Source organism: Novosphingobium sp. BL-S-21 (assembly GCF_055521655.1).
Genome location: NZ_CM145495.1, coordinates 1,459,628 through 1,472,500 on the forward strand (window position 1 = coordinate 1,459,628; position 12,873 = coordinate 1,472,500).

Here is a 12,873-nt window from a genome sequence, read left to right on the forward strand (position 1 = left end):
TATCCACATGACGACAAGCGCAATCGATCCGGCCGAATTCCGCAAGGCCATGGCCGAATTCCCATCGGGCGTCACGGTCGTGACCGCCCTCGACGAGCAAGGCGCCCTGGTGGGCTTTACCGCCAGCGCCTTCACCTCGCTGTCGCTGGACCCGCCGCTGGTGCTGGTGTGCCCGGCCCTGACTTCCGCCACTTATCCGCACCTCGTGCGCGGCGGGCGTTTCGCGATACACATTCTCGCGGCCGAGCAGCAGGCGCTGGCCATGGCCTTCGCCTCGAAGGGCACGGACAAAGTGGCGGCACTGGAATGGACGCTGAGCGATCTCGGCAACCCGCTGCTCCAGGGCGCCAGCTGCGTGCTCGAATGCAGCCTCTGGCGCGAATACGAAGGCGGTGACCATGCCATTCTCGTGGGCGAAGTGCTGCGCATAGACCGCTGCGAAAGCGGCGTGCTGCTTTATCACCGCGGGCAGATGAGCAATCACGCTCACCTGGAAAAGGAGGTCGCGGGCGCATGACGATCCGGGATCTTCACCCCTTCCGCGATCAGGCTTTCGTCGGCGGGATCTGGACCGTATCGCTCGATACGGTGCCCGTGACCGACCCGGCGACCGGCGAGGTCATCGCGCAAGTGCCCTACCTCGGCGCGGCCGAGACCCGGACCGCCATCGAGGCGGCGGAGCAGGCGCAAGCCGAATGGCGCGCCCGGCCCGCAGGCGAGCGTGCCGACCTGCTGCTGCGCTGGCATGCGCTGCTCCTAGAGCACCAGGAAGCACTCGCGGCCATCCTCACCGCCGAACAGGGCAAGCCGCTGGTAGAAGCGCGCGGCGAAGTGCTCTATGCCGCCAGCTTCGTGCGCTGGTTCGCGGAAGAAGCGCGGCGGATCGAGGGCGAAGTGATCCCCGCGCCCCGTTCGAACCAGCGCATCCTGGTCTGGAGCGAGCCGGTGGGCGTCGTCGCCGCGATCACGCCGTGGAACTTCCCGGCGGCCATGGTGACCCGCAAGGTCGCCCCGGCGCTTGCGGCGGGCTGCGCGATCATCGTCAAGCCCGCGCCGGAAACCCCGCTGACGGCGCTCGCCCTGGCGGCGCTGGCCGAGGAAGCGGGCCTGCCCGCCGGACTGCTCAGCGTCATCACCGGTGAAGCCGCTGCCATCGGCGAGGCTTTCATGAGCAGCGATGTCGTGCGCAAGCTCTCCTTCACCGGCTCTACCGGGGTGGGCCGCAAGCTCTACGAACAGTCCGCGCCCACGTTGAAGCGGCTCTCGCTGGAACTGGGCGGAAACGCGCCGTTCCTGGTGTTCGACGATGCCGATATCGATGCGGCCGTGGAAGGGGCATTGCTGGGCAAGTACCGCAATGCCGGGCAAACCTGCGTCTGCGTGAACCGCTTCCTCGTGCAAGACGGCATCCATGACGCCTTCGTCGAGCGGCTTCGGCAGCGGGTCGAGGGCCTGGTCCTCGGCCGCGGCACGGATGCGGGCGTGACAATCGGTCCGCTCATCAATGCGCGCGCCGTCGAGAAAGTGGAGCAGCATGTGGCGGATGCCGTCGCCCGCGGCGGCCGTCTGCTGGCGGGTGGAACGCGGCAGGAAGGCCTGTTCTTCCCGCCCACGCTGATCGCCGACGTTCCGCGCGATGCGCTGGTCGCCTCGGAGGAAACCTTCGGGCCGCTCGCAGCCGTAATCCGCTTCGAGACCGAGGAAGAGGCGATCCGTCTGGCCAACGACACCGAGTTCGGTCTGGCCGCCTATGCCTATACCCGCGACATCGGACGCGCCATGCGCGTCGCCGGAGCCCTGGAATACGGCATGGTCGGGCTGAACGAGGCAGCGATCTCCACCGAAGTCGCCCCGTTCGGCGGGATCAAGGCCTCAGGCATGGGCCGCGAAGGCTCACGCCACGGCATCACCGACTATCTCGAACTGAAATACGTGATGATGGGCGGGCTTTAACCCCCACGTTACGGACCCTTGGGTCGCAACAGAGAAGCGCCGGCATCCATGAGGATGCCGGCGTTTTTTCGTTTCCCGGATCATGACATCTTGAACTGGATGCCTTTGCGCATCAACGCCGTGCGTCAGCCTTGCGCATCGATCTCCGCAAAGACCTCGCGGGCGAGGCGGAAGCTGTCCACCCCGGCCGGGATCCCCACGTAGACGGCGATCTGCAACAGCACTTCGCGAATCTCCTCACGCGTCAGGCCATTGGTCAGCGCGCCGCGAATATGCGCCTTGAACTCGTGGCTGCGGTTGAGCGCCGCGATCATGCCCAGGTTGAGGATCGAGCGGCTGCGGCGGTCGAGACCGGGCCGGTTCCAGATTTCGTCCCAGCAGTACTTCGTCGTCAGTTCCTGCATGGCCCAGTTGAAATCGTCCGCGCCGTCGAGCGCCTTGTCGACATAGGCATCGCCCAGCACTTCACGCCGGGTGGCGAGGCCGCGTTCGAACTTTTCGTCCTGCGGTCTATCGGTCATCCTGTTCCAGTCCTTCCACGATCACGATTTCCACTTCGGCCGCGCCTCCGCGCGCGGCGCGGGCGGCGCTGTATTCGGGCGAGGCATGGCAGGCCAGCGCAGCCTCCATGCTGGGAAACTCTATCACGACCGTGCGCTCGAAAGGCTCCGGCCCTTCGAGCGCCACCGAACGACCGCCCCGCGACAACAGCTTTCCGCCATTGGCGATCAGGGCGGCCGGTCCAAGGGCCATGTAACCGGCGTAAGCCTGCGGGTCCGTCACATTGACCCGGGCGATCCAGTAGGCCTTGGCCATCGCGGTCAGGCGAAGGCCGGAAGGACGTGGTCGATGAACAGGCGCAGCGATTCGCGCTTTTCCTCGAACGAGAGGCTGTTATCGACCCAGATGCTGTACTCGTCGACGCCCATCGCCTCGTAGCTCTTCAGGCGCTCGGTCAACTCGTCCGGCTTGCCGATCATGACGTTCTTGCGCAGCGTCTCGGGCACGTACTCGGGGAACTTCTCGGGGTTGATCGGCGGAACGGCAGTCTGGAAACCGTTGACCGGCGGCGTCTTGTTGCCGAACCAGGCGCCGAACGAGCGGAAGAAGAACGAGATGCCTTCCGCCGCGGCCTGCCAGTCATCATCACCGGTATGGACGTGGGCATGCTGCAGCACCATGATCCGGGGGCGCTCGGTGATCTGCGGCGCAGCTTCGATGGCGTTCTCGAACTTGGTCATCAGATCGGCCACTTCGGCATCGCCCTTGGCGAGCGGGGTCACCATCACGTTGCAGCCGTTGGCGACGGCGAACTTGTGCGAATCGGGATCGCGCGCGGCGATCCACAGCGGCGGGCGGGCCTGGATCGGCTTGGGCACGCTGGTGGAAGTGGGGAACTTCCAGATCTCGCCGTCATGCTCGACATCGCCTTCCCAAAGGGGCTGGAGCAGCGGCACCATCTCGCGCAGGTACTTGCCGCCGTCCGTCGCGGATACGCCGTTGAGCATGCGATCGAATTCGAACTGATAGGCGCCGCGCGCCAGTCCCACTTCGGCACGGCCGTTGCTGATCACGTCCAGCAGGGCGGCTTCGCCGGCCATGCGAATCGGGTGCCAGAACGGCGCGATGAAGGTGCCCGCGCCCAGGCGGATGCGGCTGGTTCGCCCGGCTACGGCCGAGAGCAGCGGAATCGGGTTCGGCGAGATGGTATATTCCATCGCGTGGTGCTCGCCGATCCAGACTTTGTCCATGCCGCCAGCCTCGGCCATGTCGCACAATTCAAGCAATTCTTCGAAGAGCTTATGGTGCGAGACCGAGGCGTCGTAACGCTCCATGTGCAGAAAGATCGAGAACTTCATCATCCATCCTTTTCCCAGCCTCGCTCGTGGCGGGGCTTAAAATTTCTCTTGCGACTCGCTCGAAGCAAGAATACCGTCCGATGGTATACCACAAAAACGATGGTGCAAGAGGATAACTGAAGCATGGGTAAAGCGGGTGATACCTCGGCCGGGGTGATCGAGGAAAACAGCATCGGCTTCGTGCCGCTGGCGGAACGGCACGGAAAAGTGCGCGATCTCTTCACGCTTTGGTTCACGACCAATATCGCGCCGCTGCCGGTGGTGACGGGCGCCATGGCGGTGCAGGTCTATCACCTGCCCTTGACCTGGGGCATTTCCGCGATCGTGCTGGGCCACCTCGTGGGCGCTCTGGTACTGGGTGCCTGTTCCGCGCAGGGCCCGCAGATGGGCCTGGCGCAGATGATCCAGAGCCGCGGGCAGTTCGGCCGCTACGGCGCGCTGCTGGTGGTAACGTTCGCCACCCTGCTCTACGTCGGCTTCTTCATCTCCAACATCGTGCTGGCCGCAAAGTCGGTCCATGCGCTGCAGCCCGCGGTGGGTCTGCCGGTCGGCGCCGTGCTTTGCGCCCTGGCCGCAGCCGGGATCGGCATCCTGGGCTACAACGTGATCCACATGCTCAACCGTGTCGGCATGTGGTTCATGGGGGCCGGCCTGATCTTCGCCTTCGTCAACCTCGTGGCCCTCATGCCGGCCGGTCTCTGGACCCAGGGCCAGGGCTCGGCGATCGGCTGGCTGGCGATGTTCTCGCTCGCCGCGGTCTGGCACATTTCCTATGCCTGCTACACCTCGGACTATTCGCGCTACCTGCCGCCCAGCGTCGGCATTCGCGCGCCCTTCCTGGCCAGCTTCGCAGGCGCCGCCCTTGGCGCGGGCGCCTCGTTCACCCTGGGCGCGGTAGCCGTGGCCGGTGCGCCGGCGAACGCCGACCCGATGGCCATCGTCAGCGGCGCCACCGGCATGCTGGCACCGGTGCTGATGGCGCTGTTCGTCTTCAACATCATCAGCCACAACGCCCTCAACATCTACGGCGCCGTACTGTCCCTCATCACCATGGCGCAGACGTTCTTCGCCTCCTGGCAGCCGGGCCGCAAGGCGCGCGTGGTGCTGTCCACCCTGGTGCTGGCCGGCTGCCTGGCCGTGGCGACGACTTCTGCGGACGATTTCGTGCCCCGCTTCATCGGCTTCGTCATCGGCCTGATGGTCGTCCTGGCGCCCTGGGCTACGATCAACATCGTCGACTTCTACTTCATCCGTAAGGGCCGCTATGACATCGACTCGTTCTTCCGCGCCGACGGCGGCATCTACGGCCTGATCGACTTGCGGGCGGCCGCGGCCTACGTCGCAGGCATCGCGGTGCAGCTGCCCTTCCTGGCGAGCAGCATCTACACCGGCCCCTTCGCCAAGGCGCTGGACGGCGTGGACGTGGGCTGGCTGATCGCACCGGCCGTCACCACGGCGGTCTACCTGGCACTCGGCGCGGGACGGAAGGCGGATCTCGCCGCCGCCCCCTGCCCGGCCGAATGAACACGCACACCTGGGAGAGCGACATGGCCACGATAGCCCTGGAGCATGAGAACAAGAGCTTCCTCTCGACTGCGGAGGAAATCATCGACGAGGCCAGAAACGGCCGCATGTTCATCCTCGTCGATGACGAGGACCGCGAGAACGAGGGGGACCTCGTCATCCCCGCGCAGATGGCCACGCCCGAGAAGATCAACTTCATGGCGCGCTACGGCAAGGGACTGATCTGCCTGGCCATGACCGAAAGCCGCGTCAGCCAGCTCGGCATCGGCCTGATGAGCGCCCGCAACGGCACGAAGCACGGCACCGCCTTCACCACTTCGATCGAGGCCCGCGTCGGCGTCACCACCGGCATTTCGGCGGCGGACCGCGCGCGGACCATCGCCGTCGCCATCGACGGGACCAAGGGCAGCGACGAAATCGTCACGCCCGGCCACGTCTTCCCCCTCATCGCCCGCGAAGGCGGTGTGCTGGTCCGGGCGGGCCATACCGAGGCGGCCGTCGATGTCGCCAGGCTGGCGGGCCTCAACCCCTCGGGCGTGATCTGCGAGATCATGAAAGAGGACGGCACGATGGCACGGCTCGACGACCTCATCGCCTTTTCCCGGCTCCACGGCCTCAAGGTCGGAACGATCCGCGACCTCATCGCCTATCGTCGCCGCCATGACACCCTAGTGGAGCGTACCGCGCAGGCCAGTTTCAACAGCCGCTGGGGCGGAGACTGGCAGGCGATCACCTACCGCAACCGCGCCACCGACACGGAACAGATCGCGCTCGTGAAAGGCAGGATCGACCCAGCCAGGCCGACGCTCGTGCGCATGCATGTAATTTCCACGCTCACCGACATCTTCGCCGCGCAGAGCAGCGGATCGGGCGTGCTCGAAAGCGCCATGCAGGCGATTGCCGAAGAAGGTGCGGGCGTGGTGATCGCCATCAACCGGGCGCGCAACGATCGCTTCACCATGGCCCTGAAAGCGCAGGCGGGCACGCTCTCGCCCGCCGACATGGACGAACTGCGCGACTACGGCGTGGGCGCCATGATCCTGACGGACCTCGGCATCGAGAAGATGACGCTGCTGACCAACACGCACCGAACTCCGGTGGCGCTGGCGGGCTACGGCCTCTCCATCGAAGGCGAGCGGCCAATAAAACCGGGACTCTGAAGCCGGAGCGCCCAGGCGCCGCCTAAAACGCATATTCGACATTCCCGTCATCCTCGCTGCGGCCGCCCTGTCGCCAAGGAAGAGTCATGCTCCCCGTTCTCGTTCCCGTCGTCCTGGCCGCATCCGCGCCGGGCACCCTCGATCATGCGCCTGCCGACTGCACTGCATCCGCAGACAGCTGTGCCGCACAGGTCGCCGTCTCCTCGGCCACCCCCGGGCCTGCCCCTGGGCCCGCCCCCGGAGTTGCCGCTGCGGAAACGCCGAAGGTCGAGGCGGCGCCGCCCGCCCCGGCACCCGCACCTCCGGCTGACGCCGCAACCAAGGCCAGGCTCAAGATCGGTGCCGCCCTGCGCGGCCGCTATGACCTGCGCTTCAACGATGTCGGCAGCGCGGGCCAGCGCCGGACGTCCAGCCACTTGTCGTTCGACACCCTGGCCTTGACGGCCGACTACGATTCCACACGCTTCTTCGGCGCGGCCCAGTACCGCGTCTACGGCGGCAGCTTCATCTACGGCAAGAACGGCGGCTACGACGGCCATGTCGGCGAAGTGAACTTCCTGATGTACGCCTATGCCGGCGCCAAGCTCAACGCCACGGACAGCGTGACCGTGGGCGTACAGCCCGTGCCTTTCGACGACCGCTACTGGGGCTCATCGATCCTCGACGATCTCGGCTTCGTCTACGGCATGGAAGAAACCTACAACCTTGGCATGAAGTTCAAGCGCCAGACCGCGGACTACCGCGTGGAACTGGGCTTCTTCCCGTCGAGCGGACCCAATGGCATGGGCATCAGCACCGATTCCTCGCGCTATTCCACGAACATCGCCAAGGCCGACAGCTACGTTCCGGACGGTTCGCGCAATGATGAGCGCAAGATGATCATCGGCAACGTCCAGTACGCGCTTGTGAACAACCAGGACACCACGCTGAAAGCGACCGCCTCGGCCTGGATTTCCAGCATCTACAATTTCGACACCGATAAGGAGGGCAGCAAGCACCTCTTCGCCTTCAGCCTGACGGGCAGCCACGGCCCGTGGAGCGCCAAGGCCCTGGTCGCGCGGCAGGATATCGACCCGCGCAACCCCGGCCGCAACGACATGATCTCGGTCGGCGGCTTCGACGGAAGCTATAACATCGCCGCCAAAGGCACTTACGCCTTCGGCGAGATCGGCCGCACGATCGACACCGGTAAGTTGCCGTTCGACTTGCTCGTCTACGCCAATTACGGCCGCTTCATGAAGGACGCCGCCGGCTTCCGCGACAGCGAGCGCTTCGATCTCGGCGCCGTATGGACGGCCAAGGACAAAGGCAGGATCAAGGTCTTCTCCGAGTTCCTGCTCGGTCGTAACGATCCCTACGTCGGCGCCGGCCAGTTCATTTCCGGTGCAGCCCAGGGCGGCGACGACAGGTTCAAGGCGGCCTTCATGATGATCTTCGGCTACTATTTCTAAACCGCCCGATGCGGCCACCCCTTGCGGTGTTCGGCCGCATAGGGTGGCCGCAGGTCTTTGACTTCGAACCGGAATATGCCGCGACAGCGTAGGACATCGGCGCAAGAATACGCGTGCAGGCAGGTCCTCTGATCCTACGCGCTACATGCAAACACACGCCCCCGCGACGCCGAAAGCACCCCGGCAAGGCGGCTCGCACAGAGCAGGCGACCTTCCAAAGTGTAGCAAATCGGCATCGGTCTGTGGGTCGCTCCGGACAAAATCCCGCAACAGTTCGATGTGATATTGTAACATGTCGTTAGCGGAGCTACCCGATGGCCGCCCGGGCACGGAACCGTCCGCGGGTGTAATGGTACGTTATACCGTACCATATCATTGACAGCATAAAGGCCCCGCCATGAGACTTCGATTGCTTTCCAGCAGCGCCCTCGCCCTCTTCGCGCTCCCCGCGCTCGCACATGCGCAAGCCGAACCTGCAGACCGCAGCACGAACGGTGACGCAGACGGCTACCATCACAGCACCGGCTCCGACATCGTCGTGACCGGCGTGCTGCCGACGAAGCGCCAGGACATGCTGTCGAGCGTCGCCGTCGTGGAAGGCAAGGAACTTACCCAGGCGATCCGTCCCTCTATCGGCGAAACGCTCCAGCACGAACCGGGCGTTTCCGCCAGTTCCTTCGGCCCCAGCGCCTCGCGTCCGATCCTGCGCGGGCTGCAGGGTGAGCGGGTGCGCGTGCTGACCAACGGCCTCGGTTCGATCGACGTCTCCAACACCTCGGTCGATCACGCCGTCGTCGTCAATCCGCTGCTGGCCGAGCGCATCGAGGTGCTGCGCGGGCCGCAGTCGCTGCTCTATGGCTCGTCAGCCATCGGCGGTGTCGTCAATGTGATCGACAAGCGCATTCCGACCTCGGTCCCCGACGAGGCGATCCACCTGGGCGCCATCGCGACATACGGATCGGCCGCCGACGAGCGTTCAACCGCCGGATCCGCCGACGTGCGCCTCTCCAGCCAGTGGGTTGCCCATGTCGACGGCAGCTACCTCAAGAGCGACGACATGCGCATCGGTGGCCACGCGCTCACCCCGGCGCTGCGCCGGCAGGCACTCGCCTCCAGCCTCCTGCCTGCCGATCCGAGCGATGAGGAGCCCATCGATTTCGCAGCCAACGCCGCCGTCAAGGGCAAGCTCCCGAATTCGGGCGCCAAGACCTGGACCGCCGGTGCCGGGCTCGCCTATATCGGCGACGGCGGTAACATCGGCCTGTCCTACAGCCACTACGACAGCCTCTACGGCGTTCCGATCCGCTTCGCGACAGAGGCCGGCCAGGAACAGGAAGCGCCGCGGCTCAGCATGAAACAGGACCGCGTGGACCTGCGCGCGGAAGTCGATGGCGACGGCAAGATCCTGGACAAGGTCTCGCTGCGGCTAGGCTATGCGGACTATTCCCATGCCGAACTGGAGGAAGACGGCGAGGTCGGCACCACTTTCTACAACAAGGGCATGGAAGGCCGCCTGGAATTCACCCAGGCCCAGCACGGCGCCTGGCGCGGCGCCACCGGCATCCAGTTGTTCAACCGCGACTTCAACGTGATCGGCGAAGAGGCTTTCCTGCCGAAGAACTCGACCACGCAAGTCGGCCTCTTCACGCTCCAGCAGCTCGACTATGGCGCGCTGAAGTTCGAGGCCGGCGCCCGCTTCGAGCACACCGCCTTGTCTGCCCAGCCCGTGGGCGATCAGGCCCAGTTCTTCGGCGGCAAGCGTAATTTCGATGCCTTCTCCGGCTCGCTCGGCGCCTCCTACGGCCTCACGCAAGACTGGCGCATCGGCCTGAACCTCTCCCGCACCGAACGCGCACCGGCCGCCGAGGAACTCTTCGCCAACGGACCCCATGCCGGCACCGAGGCCTACGAACTGGGCGATCCCGATTTCAGGCTGGAAAAGTCATGGGGCGTGGAAGCCGTCCTGCGCGGCAGCGGCGAGAACTACACGTTCGAAGCCTCGGCCTATCACACCTGGTTCTCGAACTTCATCTATGAGGACCTTACCGGCGATGTCGAAGACGGGCTGCCCGTCTACGCCTTCCGCCAGGCCGATGCACGCTACTACGGCTTCGAGGCGCAGGGCACCTTGACGCTGGCGAAGATCGGCAGCACCCGGATCGTGGCCGATGCGCTGGGCGACTATGTCCACGCCAACATCGTGAACGTCGGCGCCGCCCCGCGCATACCACCACTCCGAGTTCTCGGTGGCCTCGGGGTTCAGACCCCCAAGGTCGACGTGCGCGGCGAAATCGAACATGTCTGGGCGCAGAAGCGCATCTCGGAGTTCGAAACCACCACGCCGGGCTTCACCATGGTCAATGCCGAAGTGAACTTCCGCCCCTGGGGTGACGAACGACCGCTCAGCTTCGCGCTGTCGGCCAACAACATCTTCGACGTCGTCGCCCGCCGCGCCGCGTCGTTCCTCAAGGATTATGCCCCGCTCAGCGGCCGCGACATTCGCGTGACCGCCCGCCTGAACTTCTGAGCCATCGGTGAGGGACGGCACCAGGTCGTCCCTCACCTGCCCGCATCATCGAGGATGTCTCGAAAAACGGGCGGAAGACCCGGCGCAACGGCGAACTCGTGCGCCTGGTCGAAGACCTGCTCAAGCAGGCCTCAGCCCCCGCGTCCGCCTACGACCTGGCGCGCCTTGCCGGCGAAAGGGAAGAGCGGCTCTATCCCGCACAAGTCTATCGCGCGCTTGCCGAACTGGTCCGGCAGGGCCGCGTCCGGCGGATCGAGGCGCTCAACGCCTATTGCCCGACCCTATCCACCCCCGGCGCGATCGTATTTGTCTGCAACGATTGCAGCCGGGCGTTCCAGCACGACCACCCCGAGATAGACACAGCGCTCCGCCTCGCCCTGGAAAACCACGGCTTTCGCCTCGACCGGCTGATTGTCGAGGCAACCGGGAAATGCAGCGAATGCCGCCAGCGGACGGGCGACACCCGTTCCTGACAAGGTGTCTGCGGCGGGGAAGCGGACAGGCCGTCAGCGCCTCGTGACCACGCCACCATCCAGCATTGCCTCGGCATCCGCCAAAATTGCCGCCTCGCCCCCAGCAGGCTGTCCTCCGTTGCGATTTCCAAACCTGATGATCTCGATCATCGGCCGCATACGCTTGCCCGAAATGCGCCGAGCGGCGAATCCGCTCTCGTGACAGCACGCTATCTTGCGCAGAATCCCTCTACCTCAATCAAAGCGCCGAACGCTGGACGATAGCAATCGCCTGGCGAGGCATAATGCAGCCGGTCGCGCGGGCAATTTGGCCATGACGGTATCGAATCTACGCGCTTTGCGCCGTCCCTGCGGCGTGCTCCGCGCATCGGCGCCTGCTGCCGCGTGTGCGGCGCCAAGGCGCGCGCATAGGAGCGCGCTTGCCTGGGCTGTCGTGTGTGCGGATATGGGGATGTGTTCATGGTTGCGGGGGCAGGATTTGAACCTGCGACCTTCAGGTTATGAGCCTGACGAGCTACCGGGCTGCTCCACCCCGCGTCACCATTGAGGGCTGAGCGTGTCAGCCTTGAAGCGTGTTTTGTTGTCCGTTTCGGGCGGTGCCGGCGTGGACGGCGGGGTGCTTCTTCCCCGCGTGATGATGGCTGCGTTCGTCATGAACGCGAACAGGGCCCTTATGGGGCCCTGTTTGAGGGCATTTGCCCTTTGTCATTGTGATGGGTTTTTTTACAGCACGCCGGCTTCAATGCCTGGCGACGTCCTACTCTTCCAACGCTTGAGCGTTAGTACCATTGGCGCTGTCAGGTTTCACGGCCGAGTTCGAGATGGGATCGGGTGGGTCACTGACGCTATGGTCACCAAGCAATGGAGACGGCGTGCTGTTTTTTAATCGATGTTGCCCGTGCTGCTCCTGTTTGGAGCTGTATATCTGGCTGGATGATCGTCCGATCATCTTTGACGATGCTCTGCTTGGTAGCAGGATTGTCATTGATGGTGGGATTCATCAAGCATGAACAGAGTTATTAGGACCGGTTAGCTCCATGGGTTACCCCACTTCCACACCCGGCCTATCAACGTGATGGTCTATCACGACTCTATGATACCTAATCTCGAGGGAGGCTTCCCGCTTAGATGCTTTCAGCGGTTATCCCTTCCATACATAGCTACCCTGCTGCGCGGCTGGCGCCACGACAGGTACACCAGAGGTATGTTCAACCCGGTCCTCTCGTACTAGGGTCAACTCCTCTCAAGTATCGACGCCCACGGCAGATAGGGACCAAACTGTCTCGCGACGTTCTGAACCCAGCTCACGTACCACTTTAATTGGCGAACAGCCAAACCCTTGGGACCTGCTCCAGCCCCAGGATGTGATGAGCCGACATCGAGGTGCCAAACGATTCCGTCGATATGAGCTCTTGGGAATCATCAGCCTGTTATCCCCGGCGTACCTTTTATCCGTTGAGCGATGGCCCTTCCACGAGGGACCACCGGATCACTATGACCGACTTTCGTCTCTGCTCGATTCGTCAATCTCGCAGTCAGGCAGGCTTATGCCATTGCACTCTTGCAGCCGGTTTCCAACCGGCCTGAGCCTACCATCGCGCGCCTCCGTTACTCTTTAGGAGGCGACCGCCCCAGTCAAACTACCCGCCACAGAGGGTCCCTGCACCGGATAACGGTGCGAGGTTAGACATCAGAACATAACAGGGTGGTATTTCACCTATGGCTCCACAACAGCTGGCGCCGTTGCTTCAAAGCCTCCCACCTATGCTACACAATTCTATCCTAATGCCACTCTGAAGCTGCAGTAAAGGTGCACGGGGTCTTTCCGTCTAACCGCGGGTACTCCGCATCTTCACGGAGAATTCAATTTCGCTGAGCATATCCTGGAGACAGTGGGGAAGTCGTTACGCCATTCGTGCAGGTCGG

The 12,873-nt window shown here is 64.3% G+C and carries 11 protein-coding genes, 1 tRNA gene and 2 rRNA genes (1 of these 14 running past the window's edge); 7 read left to right on the forward strand and 7 right to left on the reverse strand.

The window, feature by feature from the left end; all coding sequences use genetic code 11:
* Positions 1-7: 7 nt before the first annotated feature.
* The gene (locus tag ACZ1J6_RS05790) at positions 8-517 is read left to right on the forward strand and encodes a flavin reductase family protein (protein WP_132266112.1); all 510 of its coding nucleotides are present in this window, start codon (positions 8-10) and stop codon (positions 515-517) included.
* Positions 514-1,953 (forward strand): NAD-dependent succinate-semialdehyde dehydrogenase, encoded by a 1,440-nt coding sequence (locus ACZ1J6_RS05795; RefSeq protein WP_431567562.1) that lies wholly within the window; start codon positions 514-516, stop codon positions 1,951-1,953. Before ACZ1J6_RS05790 ends, ACZ1J6_RS05795 begins: the two co-directional genes overlap by 4 nt.
* A 125-nt stretch (positions 1,954-2,078) precedes the next feature.
* Here the strand turns inward: ACZ1J6_RS05795 and ACZ1J6_RS05800 are convergent, their stop codons facing one another.
* Genes ACZ1J6_RS05800 through ACZ1J6_RS05810 form a run of 3 tightly spaced genes read right to left on the reverse strand, consistent with a single transcriptional unit; the run spans position 2,079 to position 3,812 of the window.
* Positions 2,079-2,474, reverse strand: a complete 396-nt coding sequence (locus ACZ1J6_RS05800) for a carboxymuconolactone decarboxylase family protein (protein ID WP_132266121.1) — start codon at positions 2,472-2,474, stop codon at positions 2,079-2,081.
* Positions 2,464-2,769, reverse strand: a complete 306-nt coding sequence (locus ACZ1J6_RS05805) for a DUF1330 domain-containing protein (protein WP_431567561.1) — start codon at positions 2,767-2,769, stop codon at positions 2,464-2,466. Before ACZ1J6_RS05805 ends, ACZ1J6_RS05800 begins: the two co-directional genes overlap by 11 nt.
* 5 nt (positions 2,770-2,774) lie before the next feature.
* Positions 2,775-3,812 carry an LLM class flavin-dependent oxidoreductase gene (locus tag ACZ1J6_RS05810; protein ID WP_431567560.1) on the reverse strand — a complete coding sequence of 346 codons (1,038 nt, stop codon included), beginning with the start codon at positions 3,810-3,812 and terminating at the stop codon, positions 2,775-2,777.
* A 123-nt stretch (positions 3,813-3,935) separates the two neighbouring features.
* Here ACZ1J6_RS05810 and ACZ1J6_RS05815 point away from each other — a divergent pair, with 123 nt between their 5' ends.
* From ACZ1J6_RS05815 to ACZ1J6_RS05835, 5 genes are all read left to right on the forward strand, one after another.
* Positions 3,936-5,336 (forward strand): purine-cytosine permease family protein, encoded by a 1,401-nt coding sequence (locus tag ACZ1J6_RS05815; RefSeq protein WP_132266125.1) that lies wholly within the window; start codon positions 3,936-3,938, stop codon positions 5,334-5,336.
* A gap of 23 nt (positions 5,337-5,359) precedes the next feature.
* Complete coding sequence (gene ribB, locus ACZ1J6_RS05820) at positions 5,360-6,496, forward strand: 3,4-dihydroxy-2-butanone-4-phosphate synthase (protein ID WP_431567559.1); 1,137 nt, start codon at positions 5,360-5,362, stop codon at positions 6,494-6,496.
* Positions 6,497-6,582: 86 nt separating this feature from the next.
* Complete coding sequence (locus tag ACZ1J6_RS05825) at positions 6,583-7,947, forward strand: hypothetical protein (RefSeq protein ID WP_431567558.1); 1,365 nt, start codon at positions 6,583-6,585, stop codon at positions 7,945-7,947.
* Between the two features lie 397 nt (positions 7,948-8,344).
* Positions 8,345-10,474: a TonB-dependent receptor gene (locus ACZ1J6_RS05830; RefSeq protein ID WP_431567557.1), complete on the forward strand. Its 2,130-nt coding sequence runs from the start codon at positions 8,345-8,347 to the stop codon at positions 10,472-10,474.
* A 98-nt stretch (positions 10,475-10,572) separates the two neighbouring features.
* Positions 10,573-10,947, forward strand: coding sequence for a Fur family transcriptional regulator (locus tag ACZ1J6_RS05835; protein ID WP_465127076.1), 375 nt, complete (start codon positions 10,573-10,575; stop codon positions 10,945-10,947).
* Positions 10,948-11,407: 460 nt separating this feature from the next.
* On the opposite strand, the gene ACZ1J6_RS05840 is transcribed toward ACZ1J6_RS05835, so the two are convergent.
* The 4 genes from ACZ1J6_RS05840 to ACZ1J6_RS05855 form a co-directional block, all read right to left on the reverse strand.
* Positions 11,408-11,484: transfer RNA gene (locus ACZ1J6_RS05840), tRNA-Met, on the reverse strand.
* A 207-nt stretch (positions 11,485-11,691) separates the two neighbouring features.
* A 5S ribosomal RNA gene (rrf, locus tag ACZ1J6_RS05845) occupies positions 11,692-11,806 on the reverse strand.
* Entirely contained in the window at positions 11,799-11,948 is a 150-nt protein-coding gene (locus tag ACZ1J6_RS05850) for a hypothetical protein (RefSeq protein ID WP_465127077.1), read from the reverse strand. The genes rrf and ACZ1J6_RS05850 overlap by 8 nt, the downstream gene beginning before the upstream one ends.
* Positions 11,947-12,873, reverse strand: a 23S ribosomal RNA gene (locus tag ACZ1J6_RS05855); it runs 1,867 nt beyond the window's last position. Before ACZ1J6_RS05855 ends, ACZ1J6_RS05850 begins: the two co-directional genes overlap by 2 nt.

Excerpts from the sequence above, each read along its gene's own strand:
- ACZ1J6_RS05810 (WP_431567560.1), bottom strand. The coding sequence starts at position 3,812 with ATGAAGTTCTCGATCTTTCTGCACATGGAGCGTTACGACGCCTCGGTC.
- ACZ1J6_RS05850 (WP_465127077.1), bottom strand. The coding sequence starts at position 11,948 with ATGAATCCCACCATCAATGACAATCCTGCTACCAAGCAGAGCATCGTC.
- ACZ1J6_RS05815 (WP_132266125.1), top strand. The coding sequence starts at position 3,936 with ATGGGTAAAGCGGGTGATACCTCGGCCGGGGTGATCGAGGAAAACAGC.
- ribB (WP_431567559.1), top strand. The coding sequence starts at position 5,360 with ATGGCCACGATAGCCCTGGAGCATGAGAACAAGAGCTTCCTCTCGACT.
- ACZ1J6_RS05805 (WP_431567561.1), bottom strand. The coding sequence starts at position 2,769 with ATGGCCAAGGCCTACTGGATCGCCCGGGTCAATGTGACGGACCCGCAG.
- ACZ1J6_RS05825 (WP_431567558.1), top strand. The coding sequence starts at position 6,583 with ATGCTCCCCGTTCTCGTTCCCGTCGTCCTGGCCGCATCCGCGCCGGGC.
- ACZ1J6_RS05800 (WP_132266121.1), bottom strand. The coding sequence starts at position 2,474 with ATGACCGATAGACCGCAGGACGAAAAGTTCGAACGCGGCCTCGCCACC.
- ACZ1J6_RS05790 (WP_132266112.1), top strand. The coding sequence starts at position 8 with ATGACGACAAGCGCAATCGATCCGGCCGAATTCCGCAAGGCCATGGCC.
- ACZ1J6_RS05795 (WP_431567562.1), top strand. The coding sequence starts at position 514 with ATGACGATCCGGGATCTTCACCCCTTCCGCGATCAGGCTTTCGTCGGC.
- ACZ1J6_RS05830 (WP_431567557.1), top strand. The coding sequence starts at position 8,345 with ATGAGACTTCGATTGCTTTCCAGCAGCGCCCTCGCCCTCTTCGCGCTC.